This window comes from Parvularcula bermudensis HTCC2503 (assembly GCF_000152825.2).
Taxonomy (GTDB): domain Bacteria; phylum Pseudomonadota; class Alphaproteobacteria; order Caulobacterales; family Parvularculaceae; genus Parvularcula; species Parvularcula bermudensis.
Map to the genome: position 1 here is coordinate 764,574 of NC_014414.1, position 26,871 is coordinate 791,444.

27 protein-coding genes are annotated in these 26,871 nt (G+C 60.7%); 15 read left to right on the forward strand and 12 right to left on the reverse strand.

Annotated features, from left to right (window positions below):
* Positions 1–9: 9 nt before the first annotated feature.
* A complete protein-coding gene (locus PB2503_RS03705; RefSeq protein WP_013299884.1) occupies positions 10–639 on the reverse strand; it encodes a nucleotide exchange factor GrpE in 630 nt (209 codons plus the stop codon).
* Positions 640–690: 51 nt separating this feature from the next.
* On the opposite strand from PB2503_RS03705, the gene cutA reads away from it, so the two are divergent.
* Entirely contained in the window at positions 691–1,044 is a 354-nt protein-coding gene (cutA, locus tag PB2503_RS03710; protein WP_013299885.1) for a divalent-cation tolerance protein CutA, read from the forward strand.
* 54 nt (positions 1,045–1,098) lie between these two features.
* Here cutA and hrcA read toward each other — a convergent pair whose 3' ends face one another.
* Positions 1,099–2,145 (reverse strand): heat-inducible transcriptional repressor HrcA, encoded by a 1,047-nt coding sequence (gene hrcA, locus PB2503_RS03715; protein ID WP_013299886.1) that lies wholly within the window; start codon positions 2,143–2,145, stop codon positions 1,099–1,101.
* A 96-nt stretch (positions 2,146–2,241) separates the two neighbouring features.
* On the opposite strand from hrcA, the gene rph reads away from it, so the two are divergent.
* Together rph and PB2503_RS03725 are read left to right on the forward strand one after the other, a co-directional pair.
* Positions 2,242–2,946 carry a ribonuclease PH gene (gene rph, locus PB2503_RS03720; protein WP_013299887.1) on the forward strand — a complete coding sequence of 235 codons (705 nt, stop codon included), beginning with the start codon at positions 2,242–2,244 and terminating at the stop codon, positions 2,944–2,946.
* A 3-nt stretch (positions 2,947–2,949) separates the two neighbouring features.
* Positions 2,950–3,975 (forward strand): lysophospholipid acyltransferase family protein, encoded by a 1,026-nt coding sequence (locus tag PB2503_RS03725; protein ID WP_013299888.1) that lies wholly within the window; start codon positions 2,950–2,952, stop codon positions 3,973–3,975.
* Positions 3,976–3,978: 3 nt separating this feature from the next.
* Here the strand turns inward: PB2503_RS03725 and PB2503_RS03730 are convergent, their stop codons facing one another.
* The 8 genes from PB2503_RS03730 to PB2503_RS03765 form a co-directional block, all read right to left on the reverse strand.
* Entirely contained in the window at positions 3,979–4,284 is a 306-nt protein-coding gene (locus PB2503_RS03730; protein WP_013299889.1) for a hypothetical protein, read from the reverse strand.
* Entirely contained in the window at positions 4,278–4,481 is a 204-nt protein-coding gene (locus PB2503_RS03735) for a hypothetical protein (RefSeq protein WP_013299890.1), read from the reverse strand. Before PB2503_RS03735 ends, PB2503_RS03730 begins: the two co-directional genes overlap by 7 nt.
* Positions 4,478–7,093 carry a M1 family metallopeptidase gene (locus PB2503_RS03740; protein ID WP_013299891.1) on the reverse strand — a complete coding sequence of 872 codons (2,616 nt, stop codon included), beginning with the start codon at positions 7,091–7,093 and terminating at the stop codon, positions 4,478–4,480. Before PB2503_RS03740 ends, PB2503_RS03735 begins: the two co-directional genes overlap by 4 nt.
* 173 nt (positions 7,094–7,266) lie before the next feature.
* A complete protein-coding gene (gene pyrF / locus PB2503_RS03745; RefSeq protein ID WP_013299892.1) occupies positions 7,267–7,956 on the reverse strand; it encodes an orotidine-5'-phosphate decarboxylase in 690 nt (229 codons plus the stop codon).
* Positions 7,953–8,618 carry an endonuclease III gene (gene nth, locus PB2503_RS03750; protein WP_013299893.1) on the reverse strand — a complete coding sequence of 222 codons (666 nt, stop codon included), beginning with the start codon at positions 8,616–8,618 and terminating at the stop codon, positions 7,953–7,955. The genes pyrF and nth overlap by 4 nt, the downstream gene beginning before the upstream one ends.
* Positions 8,619–8,654: 36 nt before the next feature.
* Positions 8,655–8,993 carry a DUF2853 family protein gene (locus PB2503_RS03755; RefSeq protein WP_013299894.1) on the reverse strand — a complete coding sequence of 113 codons (339 nt, stop codon included), beginning with the start codon at positions 8,991–8,993 and terminating at the stop codon, positions 8,655–8,657.
* Between the two features lie 75 nt (positions 8,994–9,068).
* Entirely contained in the window at positions 9,069–9,728 is a 660-nt protein-coding gene (locus PB2503_RS13775) for a histidine phosphatase family protein (protein ID WP_013299895.1), read from the reverse strand.
* Positions 9,729–9,792: 64 nt separating this feature from the next.
* Entirely contained in the window at positions 9,793–11,364 is a 1,572-nt protein-coding gene (locus PB2503_RS03765) for a mechanosensitive ion channel family protein (RefSeq protein ID WP_013299896.1), read from the reverse strand.
* Positions 11,365–11,497: 133 nt separating this feature from the next.
* Here PB2503_RS03765 and miaB point away from each other — a divergent pair, with 133 nt between their 5' ends.
* The 8 genes from miaB (at position 11,498) to trmB (ending at position 19,412) form a co-directional block, all read left to right on the forward strand.
* Complete coding sequence (miaB, locus tag PB2503_RS03770) at positions 11,498–12,856, forward strand: tRNA (N6-isopentenyl adenosine(37)-C2)-methylthiotransferase MiaB (RefSeq protein ID WP_041534878.1); 1,359 nt, start codon at positions 11,498–11,500, stop codon at positions 12,854–12,856.
* Complete coding sequence (locus PB2503_RS03775; RefSeq protein WP_013299898.1) at positions 12,853–13,845, forward strand: PhoH family protein; 993 nt, start codon at positions 12,853–12,855, stop codon at positions 13,843–13,845. The genes miaB and PB2503_RS03775 overlap by 4 nt, the downstream gene beginning before the upstream one ends.
* Positions 13,842–14,318 (forward strand): rRNA maturation RNase YbeY, encoded by a 477-nt coding sequence (ybeY, locus tag PB2503_RS03780; protein ID WP_013299899.1) that lies wholly within the window; start codon positions 13,842–13,844, stop codon positions 14,316–14,318. The genes PB2503_RS03775 and ybeY overlap by 4 nt, the downstream gene beginning before the upstream one ends.
* A gap of 11 nt (positions 14,319–14,329) precedes the next feature.
* Entirely contained in the window at positions 14,330–15,307 is a 978-nt protein-coding gene (locus PB2503_RS03785; protein ID WP_013299900.1) for a hemolysin family protein, read from the forward strand.
* 33 nt (positions 15,308–15,340) lie between these two features.
* Positions 15,341–16,939, forward strand: coding sequence for an apolipoprotein N-acyltransferase (gene lnt, locus PB2503_RS03790; protein ID WP_013299901.1), 1,599 nt, complete (start codon positions 15,341–15,343; stop codon positions 16,937–16,939).
* Between the two features lie 140 nt (positions 16,940–17,079).
* Positions 17,080–17,448: a helix-turn-helix domain-containing protein gene (locus tag PB2503_RS03795; RefSeq protein ID WP_013299902.1), complete on the forward strand. Its 369-nt coding sequence runs from the start codon at positions 17,080–17,082 to the stop codon at positions 17,446–17,448.
* A 73-nt stretch (positions 17,449–17,521) separates the two neighbouring features.
* The gene (metK, locus tag PB2503_RS03800; protein ID WP_013299903.1) at positions 17,522–18,688 is read left to right on the forward strand and encodes a methionine adenosyltransferase; all 1,167 of its coding nucleotides are present in this window, start codon (positions 17,522–17,524) and stop codon (positions 18,686–18,688) included.
* Positions 18,681–19,412 (forward strand): tRNA (guanosine(46)-N7)-methyltransferase TrmB, encoded by a 732-nt coding sequence (trmB, locus tag PB2503_RS03805; protein WP_041534880.1) that lies wholly within the window; start codon positions 18,681–18,683, stop codon positions 19,410–19,412. The genes metK and trmB overlap by 8 nt, the downstream gene beginning before the upstream one ends.
* Here trmB and PB2503_RS03810 read toward each other — a convergent pair.
* Together PB2503_RS03810 and PB2503_RS03815 are read right to left on the reverse strand one after the other, a co-directional pair.
* Positions 19,375–20,271, reverse strand: coding sequence for a sulfotransferase (locus tag PB2503_RS03810; RefSeq protein ID WP_013299905.1), 897 nt, complete (start codon positions 20,269–20,271; stop codon positions 19,375–19,377). The two genes, trmB and PB2503_RS03810, sit on opposite strands and share 38 nt — an antisense overlap.
* A gap of 69 nt (positions 20,272–20,340) precedes the next feature.
* The gene (locus tag PB2503_RS03815; RefSeq protein WP_013299906.1) at positions 20,341–21,018 is read right to left on the reverse strand and encodes a DJ-1/PfpI family protein; all 678 of its coding nucleotides are present in this window, start codon (positions 21,016–21,018) and stop codon (positions 20,341–20,343) included.
* Between the two features lie 180 nt (positions 21,019–21,198).
* Here PB2503_RS03815 and rimP point away from each other — a divergent pair, with 180 nt between their 5' ends.
* The 4 genes from rimP to infB all read left to right on the forward strand — a co-directional run bounded on the left by rimP (position 21,199) and on the right by infB (position 26,794).
* Positions 21,199–21,723 (forward strand): ribosome maturation factor RimP, encoded by a 525-nt coding sequence (gene rimP / locus PB2503_RS03820; protein ID WP_013299907.1) that lies wholly within the window; start codon positions 21,199–21,201, stop codon positions 21,721–21,723.
* A 63-nt stretch (positions 21,724–21,786) separates the two neighbouring features.
* Complete coding sequence (nusA, locus tag PB2503_RS03825) at positions 21,787–23,364, forward strand: transcription termination factor NusA (RefSeq protein ID WP_013299908.1); 1,578 nt, start codon at positions 21,787–21,789, stop codon at positions 23,362–23,364.
* Positions 23,365–23,378: 14 nt separating this feature from the next.
* Entirely contained in the window at positions 23,379–23,999 is a 621-nt protein-coding gene (locus tag PB2503_RS03830; protein ID WP_013299909.1) for a DUF448 domain-containing protein, read from the forward strand.
* A gap of 167 nt (positions 24,000–24,166) precedes the next feature.
* On the forward strand, positions 24,167–26,794 hold the full coding sequence (infB, locus tag PB2503_RS03835; RefSeq protein ID WP_013299910.1) for a translation initiation factor IF-2: 2,628 nt from the start codon (positions 24,167–24,169) through the stop codon (positions 26,792–26,794).
* Positions 26,795–26,871: the final 77 nt, after the last annotated feature.

Sequence of the window (26,871 nt, forward strand, 5' to 3'; positions counted from 1 at the left end):
TGTCGCCGGTCAGTCGGCGTTGGCGCCGGTGGAGACCGTCACCATGGCCGCCCGGATCACCCGTTCGCCGATGATGAAGCCCGGTGCTGCGACATCGACCACATGGTCCTTGGGTTCGCCGTTCCCCGGCACTTGCGCGATCGCTTGGTGCTGATTCGGATCGAACCGCTCCCCCTTGGGATCGATACGGCTAATCCCGTTCCGCTCGAAAACGGTGAGCAATTCCTTCTCCGTCATCCGAATGCCATTGATCAATCCGCTGATCTGGTCGGGGCTGGCGAGGGAGGGGTCGCTCGGCGCCAGTTCGAGGGCGCGAGAGAAATTATCCGCCACGGACAACAGATCGCCGGCAAATTTCGTAATGCCGTATTTCGCGGCGTCCTGCCGCTCCCGCTCGGCCCGGCGTCGTGTGTTCTCAAGTTCGGCCGCCACGCGCAAAAGCTGCTCTTTCTGCGCGTCGATTTCGGCCTGCATCTCGGCGATGCGGGCCTCGGCCAGCGACTTGATATGGGCGCCGTCAAGCGCCTCGTCCGTCAAATGGGAGGGGATATCTTCACCGCCCCGGGGTGAAGCTTCGCCCTCTCTTTGGCTCTCCCTGCCTGGGGTCTCGTCCTCGGGTCGGCCTGGTGATTCGGTCATGACTTAGGCTCGCACTTCTCCGTCAAGGCAGGGGGATGTATCTATCCGCGCATGGCACATCAAGAACGAGCTTCGTCCTCCTGTGTTTTCATTGTCGAGACCACAGTGGACAGCGAGGAAGCGGCCCAAACCCTGGCGCAGCGGATCATCGCGGAGCGGCTCGCCGCCTGCGCACAGATCACGGCAATCGAGAGCGTCTATCGCTGGGAGGGGTCAATGGCCTGTGAGGGCGAATATCGCGTCAGTTTCAAGACCTCGGCGGGGCGTCTCGTCCCCTTGCGCACGGCCCTCCTGGCCGCTCATCCCTATGATTTGCCGCAACTCCTCACGATCGAGGCGGAAGCCACCGACGCCTATGCCGCGTGGGTGAAGGCCGAATGTGCAGCACCGGCCCCATCGGTATGACCAGCGGCCCTACTCGCCCTCCCACACATCCCTGGCCCCTCATTCCTTGCCCTCTCATCCCTGAGATGACTGGGCAAGGCGACTGACAATTTCCGCCGTGTAGTCCACCAGCGGGATGACCCGGGCATAGTTGAGGCGGGTCGGCCCCACGACCCCCACGACCCCCACAATATTACGGTCGGCATCGCGGTAGGGCGCGGTGACCACCGCACTCCCCGAGAGGCTGAACAGAGGATTTTCCGAGCCGATGAAGATACGCACCCCGTCCCCTTCCTTGGCGGCGGTGAGGAGATCGACAATCCCCTGCTGGCGCTCCAATTCCTCGAACAATTGCTGGACCCGGTCGAGATCCTCGGCGGCGTCGGTCAGCAAATTGGCCTGGCCCTTCACGATCAGCTGGGGGCCACCGCCCATGCCGGTCGAGAGGTCGGCCACCCCGCGTTGCACCAATTCGCGGGTGAGATCATCGAGTTCCCCCCGCGCCTCCTCGATCGCCTTGGCGACTTCGGACCGCGCCTCCGCCAGCGTTCGGCCGGACATACTGGCATTGAGGAAATTGGCGGCCTGCACCAATGCATTGGCGGGCAGTCCCGCCGGCAAATGCATCAGCCGATTTTCAACATCCCCCGCCTTGTTCACCAGCACCATCAAGGCGCGATCCGCCTCAAGCGGAACGAAGCTGACCTGCCGGAGGGGCTGGTCGTTGGTGCCGGTCAGGACCAGGCTCGCGGTCTTTGTCAGGCCGGAAAGCTGTACCGCCGCCCGATCGAGCAGAGACCGCGCCTCCCCCTCTCCTCCCGCTTCGGCCTCAAGCGCCCGGCGATCCTCCGGCGAGGGGGCCCCGATTTCCATCAACCCGTCGACAAAAAGACGAAGCCCCTTTTCGGTGGGCAAGCGCCCGGCGGACGCATGGGGCGCTTCAAGCAAGCCCGCCGATGTCAGATCGGACATCACGTTCCGAATTGTCGCGGGCGACAGCCCAAGATCGGGCTCCCGCGACAGGGTTCGCGATCCGACGGGTTGACCCGTTTGTAGATAAGTATCCACAAGGGATTTAAAAATCTGCCGGGATCGGCTGTCTATATCCGCCAGAAAAACCATAGGTTAGACATTCCGATCTCATGAACGGTCTTCAGGGGGAAGAAGCCCGTCATCCTTGTCGATTATCGTCACCCCCCAGCATTGAGAAGGAATTTTATGCGCCCTTCAGGCCGTGCATTCAATGAGATGAGAGATGTCACCTTCGAATTGGGGGTGAATCGCTATGCCGAGGGGTCCTGTCTGGTCCGGTTCGGTAACACCCATGTTCTGTGCACCGCCAGCTTCGAAGAGAACGTGCCCCCATGGCTCAAGAACCAGCGTCGCGGTTGGGTGACGGCTGAATATTCGATGTTGCCCCGGGCGACCCATACCCGTGGCCGACGGGAGCGGGATAAAGGACCCAGTGGCAGGACCCAGGAAATCCAACGGCTGATCGGCCGGTCTCTCCGGGCGGTGGTCGATCTCAACGCCTTGGGCGAGCGCCAGATTCAAGTGGATTGTGACGTTCTTCAGGCCGATGGCGGCACACGAACGGCCTCGATCACCGGGGGCTATGTCGCCCTCAAGCAGGCCATCGATTGGGCGCTGTCCGCGGGGGTCCTGACGACTTCGCCCCTTACCGACAGTGTCGCCGCGATCAGTTGCGGGCTCTATAATCGGGCGCCGGTCGTTGATCTCGATTATGATGAGGACTCCACCGCCCAGGCGGATGCCAATTTCGTCTTTACCGGGACAGGCGGGATCGTCGAAATTCAGGCGACGGCGGAGGGCGACCCCTTTGCCGATGACGAATTTGCAGCCCTTGTCTCCCTCGCCAAAGCCGCTTGCCAAGAGCTGAGCGAGAAGCAGAAGAGTTTGTAGTCCGTGGCCGAAACACTCCCCGACCAGCCCGAGCCGACGGTTGTCTACGGCCCCGACGCAAAGCCCCTGCACCCGGAGACCTCACCTGCCGACCGGGCGATCGCCACTTGGCAGGCCGAAAGCGCCTATTTTGTGCCGTCCAAAGACGAAAAGCATCGTCATATCGTCGATGAGCTGCTGAAGGAGCGAGCGGTCAAGCTTTCGCAATCGACGCTTTGGCCGCTCTATCGCATGGTTTTGAACGCGGTCCTGAATTATCGGATGGCAAAGCGCATGGTCGATACGGCCGGGCGTCTGTCAGCCGAACGGGCCTTTGCCCATGCCTCCGAGACCATCAAGATGAAACTTGATGTTTCGGGCACAGAGCATATCCCGAAGGAAGGCGCCTGCATCCTTGCCGCCAACCATCCCACAGGCATTGCCGATGGCCTTGCCATTCACGACTCGGCGGCCCCCATACGGGACGACACCATCATTTTCGTCAATGGCGACGCGCTGCGCCTCAACCCGCTGATGACGGCGAAGTTAATTCCGGTTGAATGGAATGATGCGCGCAAGACCCGAGCCAAATCGCGAGAGACACTGAAAGCGTCGAATGACGCGTTCCAACAGAGGCGACTGGTCGTTTTGTTTCCCTCAGGGCGTTTGGCGTTCATGGACAGCAAAAAGGTACAGTACGAACGGGTATGGATGAGCTCCGTCGCGGCGATGGCCAAGAGGTATAGCTGCCCCATCGTTCCTGCCCGGATCAAAAGCCGAAATAGCTGGCTTTATTATTGGCTTTCCAATGTCAATGAGGAGCTGCGGGACATGACGCTCTTCCACGAGCTTTTGAACAAAAAGGGGCAGACCTTCCACATTACCTATGCCCCGGTGATTGCCCACACTGAATTGCCGGAAGACAACGAAGAAGCGGCGGCGATCCTCCGCTCTTATGTCCTTGACGGGATCGAAAAGGGCCAAACCTTTGCCGAGTGGCGCGCAGCAGGCGGCACGGCGACCACAGTCCCCATCCCGCCAACAGGCTGATTGTCAGTTCTGGGGCGAGAAACCGTTCGGATATTGACGGGTAAACACCAAAGAGCGTGACGCGCTTGACCCGTCCCCTCGAAAGCTGACCCAGTTCGACCACCCCGAGGCGACATCGGAGAGGATGTCGGCACGCTTGACCACGAGCTCGGCCCCGCCCAAATGATAGACGAAGAGATAATTGCCTTCGATCTCTGTACCGACGGAAATAAGCTGCCCGCTGGTCTTAAGATGCGCCGCCACATAAGATGTGAGAGCATCGCGCGCCGCCGCCGTCTCAAGGGAGGAGGCATTTTCACCCGTCACCATGCTGACGATATGAAGCGCGTCATACGCGTGGTGAGGGTCGTCGCCTCATTCCCGCCAACCATCGCCTTCTCGATCTCAATCATGACTTCAGGCTGACGGTGGGCATGGGCCGCAACGATGGCCAGGGGCGACAGGCCCATGCCAAGAACCACCAGGATGAGCGCTCTTAACCTCGACCGATATCCATACCGCCTCATTCGTCAGCCTCCTCGCGTTGACCGCCTTCCTCCGCCTTGTCGCCCTCGCTCTCGGATGGGCCTTCGGCGGTGGGCTCGGCTTCAGCGTCATTTGGTGGGGCGTCCCCGGCACCGGCCGACAGGGGCACGTCCGGGCCCTGCTCTCCAGCGGTCTCCCCCTTATCGTCTCCCTCAAGCTCGACAAGGGCATCGGCCATCTGGTTCGTTGACGACCGTTGGGAGAGATAAAGCTCTAACCGCGATGTCACTGGCTTTTGCGGGAAGGCATTATTGGTCGGGTCCGCGTCGGCGATCTCGTGATCCACATCGATCTCCACCGAAATAATCGGTGTCTCTGTCAGGAACATTTTCGTCACCCGCTCGGCGTCCCGTCGCCAAATCTCGGCTGGGATCATCATCGTTTCAACATCCCCCCCCTCATAGGTAAGGGTGAGAGGGATCGGCATGACGAGACCGCCGACATTCTCGAAATCGACAAAGGTGACATAGGGTTGCCGCTCCTGTGCCCGTTCAAAGATGGCACGGTCGGCATCGCTCAACTCGTCCAAAAAGCGCTGATAGTCATTGCGCTGTTTATTGGTGGGAACGAATTGGTCGTTTTCCGTATAGAAATCTTCCAATGCTTCGCCACGGCGCTCAAGACGGGTTTCCCGTCCCTCCTCGCGGTTCCGCCGCTGGATCAAGGGCTCAGGCTCCCGCTGCGAGGCTTCGCGGCGTTGATATGACGCTTCCTGGTCGGGGTCCTGGCTCGAGATTGTATATTGCCGCATACCTGTGACGGCTAAATCCACATGGTCGGTTGTGTACCACCAGCCGCGGAAGAACCAGTCGAGATCTACGCCCGACACCTCTTCCATCGTACGGAAAAAATCGGCCGGTGTCGGACGTTTGAACTTCCACCGACGGGCATATTCCCTAAACGCGGGATCGAACAGCTCCCGCCCCAAAACGGTTTCACGAAGAATTGTCAGCCCGGCAGCAGGCTTGGAATAGGCATTCGGCCCGAATTGGAGAATTGAATCCGACTGCGTCATGATCGGCACCTGATTGGCGCTGGTCATATAACTGGTGATATAATCCAGAATATTGGTCTTGCCACGGAACGCCGGATAATTCTCCTCCCACTCGATCTCCGCAACATATTCGAGAAAGGTGTTGAGCCCCTCATCCATCCAGGTCCATTGCCGCTCGTCGGAATTGACCGTCATCGGAAAATAAATATGGCCGATTTCGTGAATGATCACCCCGATCAGGCCGTATTTAATGCCGCGGGTATAGGTCACCTCGCCATTCGGCGCATCCTCCGCGTTCGGCCGATAACCGTTGAAGGTGATCATTGGATATTCCATCCCGCCGCGCTCCCACGCATTGACGGAAATGGCGTAGGGATAGGGATAATTGAAGGAGAAGCGATTATAGACGTCCATTGTATGGACCACCGCTTCCGTGGAATATTGCGACCAGATCGGCTCCGCCTCATTCGGATAGAATGACATTGCCATGACGACGGGATTCTCATCGTCGTCCTGCCGATAGCCCATGGCGTCCCAAATGAATTTCCGGGAGGAAGCAAAGGCAAAATCGCGCACATTCTCCGCCTCAAAGCGCCAGGTCTGACGCTCGCTCGTCCCCTCCTGCTCGTTCTCCTTTGCCTCCTCAGGGGTCACGATCATCACGGGCCGATCGCTTTCCTTCGCCCTGGCAAGGCGCTGACGCTGTTGCGGGGTGAGAACCTCCCCTGGGTTCGTAAGTTCCCCCGTGGCCGTGACGATATGATCCGCAGGCGCGGTAATCGAAACGACATAGTCGCCGAATTCGAGCGTAAACTCGCCACGCCCCAAAAAGGCCTTGTTGTGCCACCCCTCATAATCGGTAAAAGCTGCCATGCGAGGAAACCACTGGGCAAGGAAAAAGATACAATCCTTGTCCTGATTTTCGGGGCGCGCATCGACCGGAAAACATTTGTAGCCCCCGCGCCCGCCAACGACGCTTTCGTCGATAATCTGCTGGTGCCAATCGATGTCGAGTTCAAAGGTCTGACCAGGGGCCAGTGGCGATGGCAGATCCACCCGCATCATCGTATCAACAACCGTATAGGGAAGGTTTTTGCCATTCCGATCCTGCACAGCCTCGATCTTGAAACCGTGATCGACATCGGCCAGGGCCATTTGCCGGGCCAGCGCGCCGTAGGAGAGCCGGTCCTGCGCACTGCCCGCCTCCCGGCGGGAGCCGCTGGTTGCCGCCGTTTCGGACATCCTTGCCAAGGATCCATCGGCGAACCGGTTCTGGTCGAGCTGCACCCACAGATACCGCAAGGTGTGGGGAGAATTATTCGTATAGAGAATCGTTTCGGCGCCGGTCAGTCGCTTTTTGTCCTCGTCAATCGCCACATCGATGACGTAATCGGCTCGCTGCTGCCAGTAACGCGGGCCCGGCTCGCCCGTCGCGGCACGATAGACATTGGGCGTCGGCAGCTTGTCGGCATCGAGCTGTTGGAACGCCCGGGCGCCGGATCCAATTCCGGTAAAGCTCTGGGCCGCGGCCCCGTCCGGCACGCCGGTGCCCGCCAAGGCGAGGGCCGACACGACAACTCCCAACCGACATCCTTGCATTTTTCCGCTCCTCGTCACTTTACCGCTACCGACTAGCCTAGCGGGCGAGAGCCGAAAGGGAAGGTGGCCGCCGGGGCATTTTCAACCGGGGCGAAAACTGGTTTGCGTAAAGAAAAATACGACAAAACAAAGACCTAGAGACGTTTCACGGCACCGATTGAACGGACCCGGCTCTAGCCAATATCGCGCAAAAGGGCGCGAACCGCCGCCACCGGATCCGCCGCCGCGGTAATGGGACGCCCGATCACCAACCGATCGGCGCCCGCCTCTAAAGCGGCCTGCGGCGTGACGACCCGCTTTTGATCGTCCCTTGCCCCCCCCTTTGGCCGAATGCCGGGGGTCACGATGGAGAGACGGTCGCCGAACCGCTCTCTGATCGCCCTCGCTTCAGCCGCACTGGCGATCACGCCGTCCGCCCCATTTTCGGCGGCCATCTCCGCCCGGCGAAGCACCAGGTCAAGCACGCCCCCCCCAATTTGGTGGGCCTTGAGACTCTCGGCATTCCAAGAGGTGAGAACCGTCACGGCATGGACGGCAAGGCGCGCATCGTCTCGCCCCTGGAGCGCGCCGGCAATCGTATCGGGATCCGCATGAACCGTGAGGAGACGCGCCCCCACGCCGCGAAGACTACGTACCCCGCGCTCCACCGTACTGCCGATATCGAACAGCTTGAGGTCGAGAAAGACGTTCTTCTGCGCCGTCGCCAACCGTCGGGCAAAGTCATACCCCCCAAGGGGAAACAGCTGATAGCCAATCTTATACCAATCGACCGCGTCGCCTAATTGGCGGGTCAACTGCTCCGCCGCCTCAAGGCTGGGCAGATCGAGGGCGGCAATCAGGCGGTCACGCGGGGCCAGGGTCATCTAGCAGGCTTAGGCGCGGGGGTCTTTTGGGGAAAGTGGCAACACCCCTCTCGCAGGACACAAGCCCCGCAAGCAGGCGTGCGCGCCTTGCAGACGTAACGCCCATGCAAGATCAGCCAATGATGGGCGCCCTTGCGGTAGGCGGGCGGGGTCACCTTCAACAACCGATCCCCCACCGCATCCGGGGTCTTCCCAATGGCGAGACCTGTTCGGTTTGAGACCCGAAATATATGAGTATCGACGGCGATCGTTTCTGCGTCGAAGATCTCGTTCATCACGACATCGGCGGTCTTTCGCCCCACGCCAGGCAATTGTTGAAGCGCCCCGCGGTCGGCGGGCACCTCGCCGCCATAATCGTCGAGCAGTTTTTGGCTCAGACCGATCACATTCTTGGCCTTGGTCCGCCAAAGGCCGATCGTCTTGATATACGATGCCAGCCGATCTTCGCCTAACGCCACCATCGCCTCGGGCGTTGAGGCCACCGCAAAAAGCGGCCCCGTCGCCTTGTTGACGGACACGTCCGTCGCCTGGGCGGACAGGGCGACGGCAACCAACAGCGTATAAGCCGAGTCGTAATTGAGTTCCGTCTTCGGTGTCGGCCGATCCTCGGCCAAACGGCGGTATAGCTCAGCGATTTGCGCGCGGGTCAGCGGCCTTGGCATGGGATCTCCACTCGACCGACCGCCCCGCGCTGCGACTTAAACCTTGTCGAGGGTATTGGTCCCCTTGGCGAGGAGGTAATAGAAGGGCACCCGGTGCTTATTGCCTTTATCCCCGGCCATTTGCACGCAGACCTCGTTGATCTTTTCCATGATTTCGTCATCGGAATGATCGGCATCGAGGCCCAAGGTCTTTTTCGCAAAGCCGTCCCGCACCCGCTCAAGCTCGCTCTTATCCGAGCAGGATACCAGCGAGCTGTCCCGGTTGCGCAAGGCGATGCCGAGCTTATTGGCAATCTTGCGCACAATCGCGGGATCGGCATCGGCGTCGTATTGTTGAACTTTTTCCAGGTATTCAGCGTGCTTATCGTCAGACATCGACAACTCCCCTTGGCTTTTCGTTTCTGTTCTGAGCGCCTGTAGGAAGACTTTTTCGCCATAAGCGGTCAAGCCTCAAGAGACGGGAATTGTCATTCCCCGTTCTCCTGGAAGACCCGTGAGCGGTCCCCGCAATCCGGCGAAATGATGGACGATGGGTCGGTCTGCCGTAAACGACAAACGAATGATGCGATCGTTCTTCTGTCGAATCGCCATGATCTCGGCACGGCTGAGATCGAGAAGAACCCCGGCAATGGCCCGGTTCATCAGCCCGTGACCAATCAACGCGACCCTGCCGGTGAGACGGTCTTGCCATTCCCCCCAAAAGGCTTCGGCACGGGCCCGCAGGTCTTCCATGTTCTCCCCTCCGGGGGGGCGGACCCCATATCGATCACCGAGCCAGGCGGCGTGCTCCTTCGGCCAGAGCCGCGACAAATCACTATAGAGGATGCCGGCCCAGTCGCCGCAGCTCCACTCCATCAATCGGTCGTCAAAATCCGGCGTAACCACCAGGCGACGGGAAATAACCGCCGCGGTCTCGCGCACCCGCCCTAAGGGTGACGCGATAATCCTGTCGACCTCGTGCCGTGCCAGGAGGTCTGCGTGAGTCTCCGCCTGGGCCCGGCCAAGCTTCGTCAGGGGGCTATCGGCCTGACCCTGCATCCGCCGCTCACGGTTCCAGACGGTTTCCCCATGGCGCACGAGATAGAGGGTGAGGCCGGACGAGGATTTCATCGGGGGAAATTGACCTCCTCCCGCCGAGGGGACAAGACCGGAAAGCAAAAGACTTTTCCGCGCGCTAGGATCCGGCCTGCTGATCTCCTTGGCGATCCCCCTGGCGATCCCGATGATCGCTGAGCATTGCCGACAGGTCGATATCGCTGGAGCGGATATGGAGATCCCGCTGCGGGAATGGGATCTCGATATCGTGGTCGTGCAGGGTATCCCACAATTTCATCATCACCGCAGAACGGACATTCGCGATGCCGCTGGGCGGGTCGTTAATCCAGAATCGCAGATCGAAATTGACGGAATTATCGCCGAACTCGGTCATCAGACAAACCGGTGCCGGCGCGTCAAGAACCCGGTCGGTCGATTTGGCGCATTCAATGGCGAGACGCTGCACTAGGCTCATATCGCGCTGATTATAGGTGACGCCAAAGGGCGCATGAATGCGCACCGCCCGGTCATTATGGGACCAATTGACCACGCCATCATCGATGAAGGTGGAGTTCGGAATCAGATGAGAATGACCGTCTCGTGTCCGAACCGACACATAACGGCTCTTCATTTCGGTGATCCAGCCATAGACATCCCCCACTTGGATCACATCCCCCGGCTTGATCGACTTGTCCGCCAAGAGGGTGAAGCCGGCGAGGAAATTCGAGATGATCTTTTGCAGGCCAAGGCCAATCCCCAACCCGACCGCGCCGGAAAAGACCGCAAGAGAGGCCAGGTTGAAACCGATCATCTGCAACGCCAGGACGAGCGCGATGATCGGCATCACGAAGTTCAGAACCTTTTCGAGAAGGGCTTTGAACGAGGGGTTGAGCTCATCGACGTGCTGGAGTTGACGATTGATCAGCGAGGAGGCGAGAGACGCGATCCAGAAAAAGATCGCAAAAATGATCCCTGCCCGCACGATATCGAGCATGGACAGCGTGACGGCGGCGCGGTCGCCTTCCGCCGGGGCCAGGGTGATCGAGGCGGCGGCCAGTTGATCGACCACATTATCGAGGAGCCCAAAGGCATCGAGGGCGGCGATCGGCCATGCGACATAAAAGGCAACCTTCGACCAAAAGGCCGATCTGATCACCAAGGTCACGAGACGGATGACGATGGCCGCGGTCAGGAGGCTCCGGGCGGCGGACAGGATCGCAGCGCCGCCGACAACGGGACCGAACCGGTCTGGGCCAAGAAGCAGGGCGACCAAGCTCTCGATCGGACCGACCAGCAATCCGAAGATCCCCAAGGTGATCCAGAGCGCGATCATCGTCCCGACAGTGCCGAGGGCATCGACCGCCCGGCGCAGGAATCCCGCAGGGACCCGTGGCTTGATCTGCCGTTCGATCAGGCGTCGTAGCCGCGGGCCGAAAATTACCGCCGGCACGATTGCGACGACCAACAAGACCAGCTGGATCAGCACATTGAGCGTCAGCACATTGGCGAGGATCCATTCCCAAAGCTCAAGGCCGGTGTCTCTGAGATTTTCCACCGCCAGGACCTCGGCGATCGCGGACCCGTCATCACCGCTGCCCGCAGGCGGTGCCTGCACGTCACCCAACTCGGTCGTCTCGGGCGTCTGGGGCGCTGGCGTTGCCGCTTCGATGGGGTCATTTTGGGGGGCGGCGGGGTCCGCGCTATCCTGCATGAGCACTCCTTAAGGGCTTTGATGTGCCCGTACCGATCTAGAATTGATGATCCCAGCGGCCAGCTTTTGCGGGAGTGTGACCGATTTCGCTAGGGGGCTCCCCTCAAACCCGACTTTCCGCTAGGGGCACGCGATGACGACTCCACCCGATCAATCGGCATCCAAAAAGGTTCATGTGAAGACCTGGGGGTGCCAGATGAATGTGTACGATTCAGAGCGGATGACCGGCCTGTTACGCCCCCTCGGCTACAGCCCGACGGCAAATCCTGATGAGGCTGATCTGGTCATTTTGAACACCTGCCACATCCGTGAAAAGGCCGCGGAAAAGGTGTATTCCGAGCTTGGGCGCCTCACCGAGGTCAAGGCGCGGGGCGGCAAAATCGCCGTCGCCGGGTGTGTCGCGCAGGCTGAGGGAAAAGAGATCAAGGCGCGGGCGCCGCAGGTCGACCTCGTTTTCGGCCCGCAGAGCTATCATCATCTTCCTGAACTCATCGCCAAGAGTGCGCGAGAAGCGGGACTGGCCCTCGAAACGGATTTCGCGGCGGTCGAGAAGTTCGACGCGCTGGCGGAGGGGCGGCAGGCCGATGGCTATGCCGCCTTCGTAACGATCCAGGAGGGGTGCGACAAATTCTGCACGTTCTGTGTGGTGCCCTATACCCGCGGGGCCGAAGTCTCGCGCGGGACCGATGCGATCGCCGCCGAGGTCCGCGACTTAGCGGCGCAAGGGGTCGTGGAAATCACGCTGCTCGGCCAAAACGTCAATGCCTGGCGCGGGGCGGCCCCCGCGGGGGCCACGCAAGACAGCCTGGGACTTGGCGGCTTGTGCCGTCACCTGGCCCAAATCGACGGGATCGAGCGGATCAGGTTCACCACCTCCCACCCCGCCGACATGGATGACGAGTTGATCGCTGCCTTTGCGGACGAGCCAAAATTGATGCCCTATCTGCATCTGCCCGTCCAATCCGGCGCCGATCGCATTTTGAAAGCCATGAACAGGCGGCATACGGCCGACACCTATATCCGGATGATCGAGCGTATTCGTCAGGCGCGGCCGGACATCGCGATTTCTGGGGATATGATTGTCGGCTTCCCGGGGGAGGATGAGGGCGCCTTCGAAGAGACCCTGGCCCTGGTGGAGGCGGTCGAATACGCCTCCTGCTTCTCCTTCAAATATTCCCGCCGACCGGGCACCCCGGGGGCGACCCTGCCAAAGCAGGTGGCCGAGGACATCAAGGCCGAGCGCCTTCAGCGCCTTCAGGCCCTTCTCGAACGTCAAAAGCAGCACTTTAACGCCCAGCAGGTCGGCAAAATCTTGCCGGTGCTGTTCGAAAAACCGGGGCGCGAAGCGGGGCAGCTCGTGGGGCGGAGCCCGTATCTGCAAGCGGTATTCGCCCCCCTTCCCGACCATGCCCTTGGGCAGATTGTTCCTGTCCGTATCCTGTCGACCCGCCCAAACAGTCTTGAGGCGGCGGCCTTGGATGTGGCCGCATGAGCAGCGCGACCGTCAGGCTTGAGTCCAATCGAGTCGCCTCCGATCTTTCCGGGCCCCATGACATCAATCTGTTGTTGCTGGAGAATAAACTGGACGTGACCTTGCTGGCGCGGGGCAACACGATCCTCGTCAAAGGCGAAGAGGGCCAAGTCCTCCAAGCCCAGACTGTTCTCAACGCCCTTGCGGACCGCCTGAAATCTGGGCTGCCCGTTACGCCGGCGGATATCGACACCGCCCTGCGCATGGGCCCCCTCAACATCAGTCATCCAGGCGATGCTGGCGTTCCGTCGACCGGCGACAATGGCGGGACCGGGCGGGTTCTGACCCTACCCCGACGGACGCTGAGCCCTCGTACCCCGGCACAGGCCACCTATCTTGAAACTCTTGCCACCAAAGAGCTGACCTTTGGCGTCGGTCCGGCGGGGACCGGCAAGACCTATCTCGCGGTCGCCTTCGCCGCCCTGTCCCTTATCCAGGGCCGGGTCGAACGGATCATCCTATCGCGCCCGGCCGTCGAGGCGGGGGAGCGGATTGGCTTCCTGCCGGGGGACATGAAGGAAAAGATCGATCCCTATTTGCGGCCCCTCTACGATGCCCTTTACGATGTGCTGCACGCCGATTTCGTCGATCGCCGGATCGCCGCCGGGGAAATCGAGATTGCCCCGTTAGCCTTCATGCGGGGGCGCACACTTTCCCGTGCCGTGGTGCTTCTCGACGAAGCGCAGAACACGACGGCAGGCCAAATGAAGATGTTCCTGACCCGCCTCGGCGAAGGCTCCCGGATGATCGTGACCGGCGATCCCAGTCAGACCGATCTGGCGCCGAGCCATGTTTCCGGCCTGGCGGACGCGCTGTCCCTGCTTCAGGGGATCGACGAAGTCGGGATCGCGCGGTTCACCGGCGAGGATGTGGTTCGCCACGACCTCGTTCGGAAGATCCTGTCGGCCTACGATACGCAGGCCGTGAGCCAACGTCCCGCCGCCCCGTGATTACGGTTGAACTTCAAACAGTCTGCCCTGACTGGCCGCAGGATCAGGGACACCCCCTGGCCGAGCGATGCGCCGCCATCCTCGGCGCGGAGATGCCGGAGGTGTCGGGGGTGATCGCCCTGCGGCTGACCGACGATACCGAGCTTCAGGCCCTCAACAAATCGTTTCGAGGAAAAGACACCCCCACGAACGTCTTGTCCTTCCCCGCCGATCCCTTCTCAACGCCGCCGGGAGAGGATCTCTTCCTTGGGGATATCGCCATTGCCTATGGGGTCTGTGCCCGCGAAGCGGAGGCGCGCGCCTTCCCCCTCGATCGGCATCTTGCCCATCTGATACTGCATGGATTTTTACACTTGCTTGGCTATGACCATCAGTCCGATGCTGATGCGGCGGTGATGGAAGACTTAGAAGCGACATTGATGGATCGCCTTGGCTACGGAAACCCCTATGCAGGGGATGAGGCGTCATCATGAAGGAGAGAGCGATGCCTGACGGCGAAGGGCCGTCTAGTGAGCCTGCTGGTCAACCGGCAGGCCATGTGACCGGAGAAGAGACGAATCCGAACCGCCGCCTGCGCCGATGGGTGGAGCGCCTGACCGGGCGCCGCGGCGCCAGCGCCGCGCCCCTGGTGATGGCCCAGCAATCGGGCTCTGGCGATGAGGCCGTTGCCGATCGGGAAATGGTCGAGCGGATTGTCGCCTTCAATCAAAAGCGGGTCGATGACGTGGCAATCCCCCGCGCCGATATTGTCGCTGTCGATATCGAAACGAATCTCAGCGACCTGTTGCAGACCTTCTCCTCAGCCAATCACTCTCGTTTGCCTGTTTATCGCGGGGATCTCGATGATCCCTTGGGCATGATCCACATCAAGGATTTCATTGGTCTTTTAGCGAGTAACGGCCTTAAAGACATTGAGGGCGAGGAAGGACGCCATGTCGTCCAGAGTATTCTCCGCAAATTGCTCTACGTTCCCCCATCGATGCCGGTGACCGAGTTGCTGCTGCGGATGCAGGCAAGCCGGGTCCACATGGCGCTCGTGATCGATGAATTCGGCGGGACGGACGGTCTCCTGACGATCGAAGATCTCATTGAGCTGATCGTCGGAGATATTCGCGATGAGCACGACGAAGGCGATACCCATGCGATCCACAAGATCGCCGATTATCGGTGGGAGGCCGACAGTCGCGTCCCCCTCGAGGAATTAGAAGACGTGATCGGAGCGGCCTTCGCGCTCGACGACCATGACGCGGATACGATGGGGGGGCTTGTCTTTTCTCTTGCCGGTCGCGTCCCCCTTCGCGGCGAAGTTATCACCCATCCCAATGGCGCGGAGTTTGAGATCATTGATGCCGATCACCGCCGAATCCGGCGGGTGCGTATTACCGAAGCGGCGCATACGGGTCTGGACGGCGAGCCACAAGCCGGTAGGGCAGCAAACGAGACGGCAGCCGCGGTGAACTAGTCCTCGGTCGGCGCCGGGAGGGGTCGATCGGTTATGACGCGCGCACACACTGACATTCTCACTCGTCTTCGCGCCCTCAAAGGGGGCCGTCGGTTAGCTGTCGCTTTCGGGGCGGGGGCCCTGACCGCCCTTGCGCAGGCGCCCCTCTATTTGCTCCCCCTACTGCCCATCGGCTTCGGCTTGTTGTCGGTGCTGGTCTATTCGGGCCGGGCCGAAGGTGGGACCGCCTTCGCGGCCTTTCGGCTGGGATGGGCTTTCGGTTTCGGCTATTTCCTGATCGGGCTGCATTGGCTCGCCTTTGCCTTTCTTGTTCAGGCGGACCAGTTCGCCTGGCTCATTCCCTTTGCGATACCGCTCTTCACCGGCTTTCTGGGGCTCTTTTATGGGGCAGCGACAGCTCTTGCCGGTCTCGGTAGGCCGTCCTCCCCCCTCAATTTCAGCTTACGTCTCGCGGCAAGCTTTGCGGTCTTTGAAGTCATTCGCGGTCATGTCCTGACGGGCTTTCCCTGGAACTTGCCGGCCCAAGCCTTCGCCGGCACCCCTCTCCTCGCGCAGACCGCCGCGATCTGGGGCCCCTATGGTCTGTCGCTTGTTGTCCTGCTCTTGGCGATTATCCCCGCCTCCGGACTGCTCGCTCCACGCCTTTCCATGAGGCCCGCGCTTATTTGCCTCGCGGGGATGATCCTGCTCTGTGCGTATGGCGGATTGAGGTTGACGAACAATCAGATACCTGAAGATTTTTCATCGCCACTTGAACTTATTGTCGCCCAGCCCAGCGTCAATCAACGCGATCGTCTAGACGCGCAACTACGTGACCAAGCGCTTCTCCGCCTATTGGCGATGACCGCAGCGCAAACGCCAGATACGCAGAATAGCCTGATTGTCTGGCCTGAGAATACGTATCCCCATCTGGGGTCCTTGCCGATAATTCCTGCTTTATTGGCCAGGGAATTGCCTGAGAAAGCGGCGCTCTTTTCGGGGACCGTGCGGGCCTATCAAGGGTCCGATGGCGATACTCTCTATGGGAACAGCGGTGTCTTGTTTGGACCTACTATTGGTGAGGGAGAGCAGAAGCAAAAACCTTTCCTCGCGATTTATGACAAGCACCACCTCGTTCCTTTCGGTGAGTACTTACCTTTCAAGTCTCTGTTGAACGCAATCGGTCTCTCACAACTTGCCCCTGTGGAAGATGGCTTTACCCCCGGGACAGGGCCGGCCACCCTGACTGTTCACGGACGTCGGTTCTCACCGCTCATCTGTTACGAGGATGTGTTTCCCCGTGCCCTCTATCCGGAGGGAGATCGACCGGACTTTTTGGTCGTTGTCACAAATGACGCATGGTTCGGCGACAATGCCGGTCCGCTTCAGCATCTAGCAATCTCGCGTTTACGGACGATCGAGACTGGCCTGCCGATGGCGCGTGCTGCGAACACCGGGATGTCAACGATCCTAAATGCTTATGGTGAAATGAGGGGATCAATTGAGATTTACGAAGAAGGTGTGCTAGTGGCACCATTACCGCCATCACTGGTAACGACAACCTATGATCGTTATGGTGAAGTATTGTTCTTTTCTCTACTACTAGTTGTTTTTTTGGCTTCTTTCCGAGGAGCTATTGCGTCTTTAGTGTGAACAACTATAGACCAATTTCTCTCAAAATATCTTCGATCCCGAAACGCTCGGCCAGGAATGTAAGTGCAGTGAATAAAGAGAATAAGCGGGCGCCTCACCCTATCGATATTCATGTAGGCAGCCGAGTCAGACTACGGCGCATGATGCAGGGTATCAGTCAGGAAAAGCTGGGCGAAGATCTTGGGCTAACTTTTCAGCAAGTTCAAAAATATGAAAAAGGCGTAAACAGAATAGGTGCGGGTCGATTGTTTGAGATCGCACAAATTCTCGATGTTCCGGTCCAGTTCTTTTACGATGATTTCCAATCCGACGAAGACGATTCAACCCTGTCCGAAGAAACAACTGGATACGAAGCTGAGCGTACTGATCTTTTCGCTAGCCTTGCGACGTCCGATGGCATGCAGCTCGCCCAGGCTTTCCTGAGGATCAATGATGTGACGATTCGTCGACGGATTGTCGACCTGGTCAAGGCAATCGCCGAGCCCGACTCCGCCGACACAAAAGACTGAGACTTGGCCCTTGCCGCCGAGAGGCGTTTGAGGAATATAACGTTTTCCTTATATAGACTGGAAAGCGTCACCCATGCCTGCTGATCACTATCTCTTCACCTCGGAGTCGGTCTCCGAAGGGCATCCCGACAAGGTCGCCGACCGGATTTCCGACGCCATCGTCGATCTTTATCTTGGTCGCGACCCCGAGGCGCGCGTGGCTCTCGAAACCTTGACCACCACCAATCGCGTGGTCCTGGCGGGCGAAACACGGTCCGCCACCCCGGTGAGCGCCGATGAAATGATCGAAACGGCCCGGGGCGCGATCAAGGCCATTGGATATGAGCAGGACGGCTTCCATTGGGAAAAAACCGATATCGACTGCTATGTGCATGAACAGGCGAAAGAAATCGCGCAGGGCGTCGATGCTGGCGAGGGCAAGGAAGAAGGCGCGGGTGACCAGGGCCTGATGTTCGGTTTTGCGAGCGACGAGACCCCCGAATTGATGCCCGCGCCCATCGCCTATAGCCACCGCATCGTGAAAGCCCTCGCTGAGGCGCGTCACAGCGGGGCGCGCCCTGAATTCGAGCCCGACGCGAAAAGTCAGGTGACCCTGGCCTATGAAGGCGGGCGGCCGGTCAGGGCAACATCGGTCGTTGTTTCGACGCAGCATCAGGACGGCTTGAGCCAAGACGATGTCCGCGAGCTGGTTCGCCCCTTTGTCGAAGAGGCCCTGCCAGAGGGCTGGATGTGTCCGGAAGAGGCGTTTTACGTGAACCCCACCGGCAGTTTTGTCATCGGTGGCCCGGACGGGGATTGCGGTCTCACCGGCCGAAAGATCATTGTCGATACCTATGGCGGCGCAGCCCCCCATGGCGGCGGCGCCTTTTCGGGAAAAGACCCCACCAAGGTCGACCGCTCGGCGGCTTATGCGAGCCGATATCTTGCAAAGAATGTCGTGGCTGCGGGTCTTGCGCGGAAATGCTTGATCCAAGTCGCTTATGCGATCGGGATCGCCCATCCCCTCTCGGTTTATGTCGACCTTACCGACAGTCAGGTGGATCCGGCGAAACTCGAAGCCACCTTGAGGGAGCTGATGGATCTCAGCCCCAAGGGAATCCGCACGCATTTACAGCTGAACAAGCCGATATACGAACCCACCGCGGCCTATGGTCATTTCGGTCGAGAGGCGGGCAGTGACGGCACGTTTAGTTGGGAGCGCACCGACCTTGTCGATGAGCTGCGGCGGGCCTTTGGCTGACGAGTCCTCGTCCAGCGCCTTCCCCTGGCCGGATGGCCGCCTCTATGGCCGACGGCAGGCCAAACCGCTGCGGCCGAGGCCGCAGCGCCTGGTGACGGACCTTCTCCCCACGCTCGCCGTCACGCCCGATCATGTGGGCGCGCTGATCGCCGCGTGGGAGGGCCGCGTATGGCTGGAGGTCGGCTTTGGCGGCGGCGAGCATCTCGCCTGGCAAGCCGCCCGTCATCCCGACACATTAATGCTCGGCGCCGAACCCTTTCTGAACGGCGTCGGCAAACTCCTCGGCTTGATTGAGGACCAGGGGCTGACCAATATCCGCATCCTTCACGGCGATGTCCGCCCGCTGATGGCCGCCCTCCCCGATCAATCGGTGGATCGGCTCTTTGTGCTTCACCCTGATCCCTGGCCGAAGAAGAAACATCATAAACGGCGCATGATCTCTCCCGCCTTCCTCGATCAGGCCGCTCGGATCTTGCCGCCCGGCGGGCATTTGCGCGTCAGTTCGGACATCCCTGACTATGTCCGGTGGACCTTGATGCATATTCAGCGACACAATCGGCGAGAGATGACCTTTCGGTGGACCGCGCGCCGGCGCCGCGATTGGACGGTGAGGCCGGAGGATTGGCCGCAAACCCGCTATGAGGCCAAGGCGCTGCGGGAGGGTCGATCCCCCGCCTATTTGGATTTCATTCGTCAGCCGGACGGCCATCCCGCGCGGGGATAGGGCCTTGCCCCACCAGGGTCGGCGGCGCGGCGATCATCTCCGCGCGAAAGGTGTCAAAGCTCAAAGTCCTACCGGTCATACCGCCAAGCCGGGCCAAATCGGGCGCAATGCGCGCCTTGAGATAGGCCTCGGTCGCCTCGGAGAACCGGTCCGGGATGTCCAACCCGCGCCGCCGGCGGAGGGATGCCCGCCAGGATTTCGGCACCAGACGCCGTCGCAGGGCGGTCGCGGCCGCATTGTCAACGAGGAAACGCTGACCAGGTAAGGGGCGATAGGCGTCATGCCGCCCATGCAACCGGGCACGGTCGGCGGACCATTTTCCATCGCATCCCAGGAAAGTGAGCGCCCGGGCAAACTCATCCTCCGGCATGGCGGCGAGGCGATCGCTCGACATGAGAAGGACCCGTTCGGGGGGGAGGACCGCCAACCAGCGGTCGAGTTGCGCGGCGTAGCAGCTCACCTGCCATATCAGATCAAGGTCCCGGGCGACCGCGTCGGGCGGCCCAAGATGGCGCCCCTTCTTCATTTCGTGAATGGCGTGGGAGAAGGCGCGGTCCAGCGGATCGCGGAGCAGATAGATGATCTTCACCCCCGGCGCCCAGCGCAGCAGCCGGGCGGGCGCCTCCGGATAGGCCGGCCATTTCGCGTAATCGGTGCTGGCCTCGCCCTTCAGGTCCGTCGCAGCCGCTCCCTTCCACTGGACGTCATACCAATCGGCGGACCGGCCCCATTCCTTGGCAAAGAAGGACGGCTCTTTCTCCCGCGAAAGCGCTATGCCCGGCTGGGCATCCAATTGGGCGGCGAGGGTGGTGGTCGCCGCCTTCATGGCACCGACAATGACGAAATCCGGCACGGCCACGGCGCAACTCCTTTCGGATGGGGACAATGTGCCAGAAAGCGACCGGGGTGAAGAACCTCTATGGCCGCGTCATCCTCCGGCGAGGGCTGTTTCGAGGCGGGCGGCGGTCTGAGAGAGCATCGATCGGTAGCGCTCGGCAACACGGGACCCGATGGCGTCGGGCTGACCCTCAAGCGTCCCGGGGCCAAAGGGAGGGGCGGGGTCATACTCGATGGACAAGGCGATCTCCCGTGCCGCCTCGTCGCCGCAGAGCGTTGCCGCCAGGGTCAAACCGAAATCGATTCCCGCCGTCACGCCGCCGCCGGTAATGATGCGGCCATCCTGAACCACCCGCGCCTGCGTTGGCCGCGCGCCGGTCCTCTCTAGAAGGGGGTGAAACGCCCAATGGGTCGTTGCCCGAACGCCCCGAAGAAGACCCGCCGCCCCCAAGACCAGCGCGCCGGTGCAGACCGCCGTTACGGCCTGTGCCCCCGCGGCCTGATCCTTCACAAACGCCATACTTTCCGGATCGATCATGACGTCGTCGATCCCAAAGCCCCCGGGGATACACAAAATATCGCCGCGCCCCACGGTCGCGTAGGTCGCGGTCGGCAAAATCCCAAAACCGCTGCTCGTCAACACAGGATCGAGGGTCTTCGCGACGAAGGACAACCGTGCGCCAGGCACGCGGCTCAGCACTTCTGCCGGGCCCGTGAGATCCAATTGTGTCATCCGGGGGAAGAGGAGAAATACGACATGGGGGCTCATCCCTCCGAACTACAGGAGGGGGTCTGAGCACGCCATCGGTTTCGCTCATTGCCGTGGCCGACACGCCGGGGTGACAGGCCCCCTTCGCATTGTTATATAAGCTCTAGCATTTCGTAATTTTCGAAAGCGGCCCCGTAAGAGGCCGCTTTTTTGTTGGCAAAGCTGAGGGCCACGCATTCGATGACCGCCTCGATCGCCGCTCTGACGGATCTTCTGCTTCCGATTATCGAGACGGAGGGCTATGAGCTTATCCGTCTGCGACTGACAGGGGCGAAGCAACAGACACTTCAGATCATGGCCGAACGCCCAGATGGGACCATGACGGCCGAGGATTGTGCCCGTCTGTCCCGCGCTGTTTCAGCCGTGCTTGAGGAGGCCGATCCGATCTCCGGAGAATATGTCCTTGAGGTTTCCTCCCCCGGGATCGACCGGCCGCTGACCCGCCTCAAAGATTACGCGCGCTGGGAAGGGTTTGTCGCAAAGATCGAGTTGAGCCAGCCGGTCGAGGGGCAAAAGCGCTATCGCGGCACCCTCGCCGGTGTCGAAAATGACGATGTCTGCATTGACCTCGATGGCGAAGAGGAAACGGCACTTATCCCTTTTTCGATCATTGCGGGAGGAAAATTGGTGATGACCGACGAGCTGATCGCCGAGAGTCTCCGCCGCGCAAAACATGACGAGAAACATCGGGCGGAGGATCCCTAAGGCCCCGCCCCCATCCCATCGCCCTTTTTCCACGGCGCACCGCGCCTTTTCGGAGATCCCCCAATGACCGTTACCGCAAATAAAATCGAACTGATCCAGATTGCCCGGGCCGTCGCCCAGGAGAAAATGATCGACCCCTCAATCGTCATCGAGGCGATGGAGGATGCTCTCTCTCGCGCAGCCCGCTCCCGTTATGGGGCGGAGACAAATGTCCGCGCGGAAATTGATCCGCGGACAGGGGAGACGCGCCTCTGGCGGCTGATGGAAGTTGTTGAAAGCGTCGAAAACGATGCCGTCGAGGTCAGCCTGAAAGCGGCGCAGAAACAGAACCCCGAGGCCGAGATCGGTGATTTTATTTCAGACCCCCTGCCGCCGATCGATTTCGGCCGCGTCGCCGCCCTGGGCGCCAAGCAGGTGATCAACCAAAAGGTCCGGGATGCCGAACGGGACAATCAATACAATGAATATAAAGACCGGGTCGGCGAGATTATTTCCGGACTGATCAAGCGGATCGAATATGGCCATGTGATTGTCGATCTTGGCAAGGGCGAGGCGATCATTCGCCGCGACCAGCAAATCCCGCGGGAGCCCCTGCGCCAAGGGGATCGGGTCCGGGCCTATATCGCCGATGTGCGTCGGGAACCTCGCGGACCGCAAATCTTTCTGTCGCGAAACCACCCTCAATTCATGGCCCGTTTGTTCGAGCAGGAGGTGCCCGAGGTCTATGACGGCGTGATTGAAATCAAGGCCGTGGCGCGCGACCCCGGCAGCCGGGCAAAGATCGGGGTCTACTCCAATGACAGCTCCATCGACCCCGTCGGGGCCTGCGTTGGGATGCGTGGCTCGCGGGTTCAGGCCGTGGTCGGCGAACTCGGCGGCGAAAAAATCGATATCGTCCCCTGGTCCGAGGACACAGCAACCTTTGTCGTCAACGCCCTCGCTCCAGCGGAGGTCGCAAAGGTCGTCCTCGATGAGGAGCTTGAACGCATCGAGGTTGTCGTGCCCGACGAACAGCTCTCGCTCGCCATTGGTCGCCGCGGCCAGAATGTCCGCCTCGCCAGCCAGCTCACCGGCTATGAGATCGACATTATGACGGAGGAGGAAGAGAGCGCGAAACGTCAAAAAGAATACCAGGAGCGCTCCGAGATCTTCATGAAGGTGCTCGATGTCGATGACATGATCGCCAATCTCCTCGTCGCCGAAGGGTTCGCCCGGATCGAGGAAATCGCCTATGTCGAGGTTGAGGAAATCGCCGAGATCGAAGGGTTCGACGACGAAACCGCCCAGGAATTGCAGGCGCGTGCCCTCGAATGGCTTGAGCGGGAGCAGGCTGAACTCGATGCACGGCGGCGGGAGCTCGGGGTCGAGGATGCGCTGCTCGAGATCGAGGGCATGACGCTCAAATGGTCGGTCGCCCTCGCCGAGGAAGGGGTTTTGACCGTGGAGGATTTTGCCGGCTGTGTGGCGGATGACCTCACCGGATGGACCGAGCGCGTCGACGGCGAGAAAAAACACTATGAGGGGATGCTGGAGAAATTCCGCGTCAAACCCGACCTCGCCGAGCAGATGATCGCCGAAGCCCGTCGGCAAGTGGGCTGGGATGCCGATGAGGAGGAAGAGGATACCGAGGCGGAGGCCTGACGAGTCGGATCCCCATGCCCTCCATGACGGCGGCGCGACATAATGATCGGCGGTGCGTGGCGACGGGGGCCCCCTTGGCCCCCGACCAGCCGGCCTTACGCTTCGTCAGATCGCCGGATGGTGATCTCACCTTCGATGCGGCTGCGGGGCTGCCCGGCCGCGGGGCGTGGATCACCGCGGACAGCGACCTCCTGATCAAGGCATTGAAGCGCAAAGCCTTTGCGCGGAGCTTCAAACAGGCAACCCCTTTGCGCCCGGGCCTGACCGAGGAGGCGTATTGCGCTGAAATCTTCGATGTCCTCCGGGTCAGATGCTTCAATCGGCTTGGTCTGGCCCGCAAGGCTGGGCAATGTCTGACCGGATATGAACAGGTCAAAGCCGCCGCGCCGCGCCTCCTTGCCTATCTGTCGCCGCGTGATGCGGCACCGGATGGCGTGGAGCGGATCGCCCGAACGCTTGCGGCGGCGGGCCAGGGTTCCCATATCCGTCTTCCTGTCGAGGCGAGTGAGCTTGCGGCCTCGATTGGGCTTGAGGGGGTCGTCCATCTAGGATTGACTCCCGGGCCAGTCGCCACCCCCGCAGTGGGGGAGGCAAAACGTTTTGCCGCCTTTGCGGGTGATCGGTTTCCGATCTGATGAGGAATTTGGGGGGCACAGGTAGACCCAAGCCCAACCCTTGCGTATGTGAGCGTCCTCACGGCGGTTCGGATGTGGTAAACTATGTTGGTCGCGGCCGATCGGCGTAGGCAATCGTCTATAGCGGCCGCAGATGAGAATTGGGCCCCTGGGGCCTACGGAGTTGTATGAGCGAAGAGACGCAGGAAAAATCCGGTGGTGGTCGTCGGCCGCTGACATTGCGGAAGACGGAAACGGGAGCGGTGAAGCAGAGCTTCTCCCACGGCCGTACGAAAACGGTCGTGGTCGAGAAAAAGCGCCGCGTTCGTTCCCCCGCGGATGGTGCCGCCAAGGCGGCCCCGCCCCCGGAAGAAGACGCGCCCGCAAAGCCGAAGGCCCCCGCAAAGGCGGCCCCCACCGCCAAAAATACCGGCGGCGGCCAGCAATCGCGCGGCAAGCCGAAGGTCCTGCGCCAGCTGTCGCCCGAGGAAAAGAAAAAGCGGGCCGTTGCCTTGGCTCAGGCCAAGAAGCAACAGGAAGAGAAAGAGAAGCGCGAAGCCGCCGAACGGGCGGCCCTCGAGAAGCGCGAGGCCGAAGAACGGGCTCGCCTCGAAGAAGCGCGCAAAAAGGCCGAAGAAGAAGAGACAAAGCGCAAGGTCGAAGCTGAAGCCCGCAAAAAGGCCGAAGAAGAAGCCCGCATCGCCCTCGAGAAAGAGGAGGCAGAGCGGCGCTCCAAACAAGAAACCAAAGCGCGCACAGCGCCCACCGACGGCAAGGTCGAAGCCCCTGAAGCGGAAAAGGGCGACCGGCGGTTTACCAATGAAGAAGATAATCCGCTGTCAGCCCTTGGGGGCCGCATCAAGCAAAAGCGGAATTTCGCGGCCACCGAAAGCAAGCCCAAAGAGGGATCGAAGCGGCGCACCGGCCGGCTTACCATTGCGAAAGCCCTTGAGGATGATGAGCGGCAACGCTCCCTCGCCTCAGTACGTCGGGCCCGCGAAAAGGAAAAAGCCGCGCGGGCAAAACGCTCGAACCAGGCCGATCGCAAGGTGCGAGAGGTGGTTATTCCCGACCTCATCACCGTGCAGGAATTGGCCCAGCGGATGGCGATGCGGTCGACGGATCTGATCCGAGAGCTGATGAAGCAGGGGCAAATGGTGCAAGCCAATGCCACGCTCGACGCCGATACCGCGCAGTTGATCGTTGAGGATCTCGGGCACAGCGTGAAGCGGGTGTCTGAATCCGACGTCGAAGAAGGCTTGATCGATAAGCCGTCCGCCGACGCCAATTTGGTGCCGCGACCCCCGGTCGTGACCATTATGGGCCATGTCGACCACGGCAAGACATCGCTGCTCGATGCATTGCGCCAGACCGATGTCGTCGCCGGTGAGGCGGGGGGCATTACCCAACATATCGGCGCCTATCAGATCAAAGGCCCGAACGGCGATCCGATTACCTTCCTCGATACGCCCGGCCACGCGGCGTTCACGGCCATGCGCGCCCGCGGTGCGAATGTGACGGACATCGTCGTCATTGTGGTGGCCGCCGATGATGGGGTGATGCCGCAGACGATTGAGTCCATTAACCACGCCCGTGCGGCGGGTGTCCCGATCATCGTGGCGATCAACAAGATCGACAAACCGGGTGTCGATTCGACTCGCGTCAAGACCGACCTCTTGCAGCACGAGGTTCAGGTCGAAAGCATGGGCGGTGAGATCCAGGACATCGAAGTGTCGGCTCTCAAGCGGCTCAATCTCGATGGCCTGCTCGAGGCGATCCAGCTCCAGGCTGAATTGCTTGAGCTGAAGGCCGATGACAAGCGCCAGTCCTTCGGCACCGTGGTCGAGGCCAAGCTCGATAAGGGCCGTGGGCCGGTCACCACCTTGCTGGTCCAAGAAGGGGAGCTCCAGCGCGGCGATATCGTTGTCGTCGGCGCCGAATGGGGCAAGGTCCGCGCTTTGCTGAACGACCAAGGCGATCAGGTCAAAGTTGCCGGCCCGTCTCTGCCCGTAGAGATCCTCGGCCTGAACGGCGTGCCCGAGCCTGGCGATCAATTCGCCGTGGTCGCCCACGAGGCCCGGGCCCGCGAGGTTGCCGAATATCGTCAGCGTAAGAAGCGGGAGAAAGCCAATGCGGCGACCGCTGGGACGTCGCTTGAGCAGATGATGGCGCAGCTTCAGGATGCGGAGATCAAGGACCTGCCCATCGTCATCAAGGGCGATGTGCAGGGCTCGGTCGAAGCCATTGTCGGCGCCCTTCAGAAGATGTCCAATTCCGAGGTCCGCGTGCGGATCCTCCACACCGGTGTCGGCGCGATTTCGGAGAGTGACGTCATCCTTGCGGAGGCCAGCCAGGCACCGGTCATTGGCTTTAATGTTCGCGCCAACAAACAAGCCCGTGATGAGGCGCAACGGTCGGGCACGGAGATCCGATATTATTCGGTGATCTATGACCTGATCGACGATATCAAAGGCACGCTCACCGGGATGCTCGATCCCGAATTGCGGGAAACGTTCCTCGGGAATGCCGAGATTCTGGAGGTGTTCAACATCTCCAAGGTCGGGCGGGTGGCTGGCTGTCGCGTGACCGAGGGTCAGGTGAAGCGCGGCTCCTCCGTCAGGTTGCTGCGGGACAATGTGGTCATCCACGAAGGTCAGCTGAGCCAGCTCAAGCGCTTTAAGGATGACGTCAATGAGGTGCCCGCCGGCCAGGAATGCGGCATGAGCTTCGCCAATTACGACGATTTGAAAGTCGGTGATGTCATTGAGTGCTTCGATGTCGAACGCGTCGAGCGAAGCCTCGACAGCGTTGCCTGATCGGCGCTGATCCTGTCGCCTAATGAAGATCAAAAATGGGGATGACCATTGCGTCAGTCCCCATTTTTGCCGCCCGT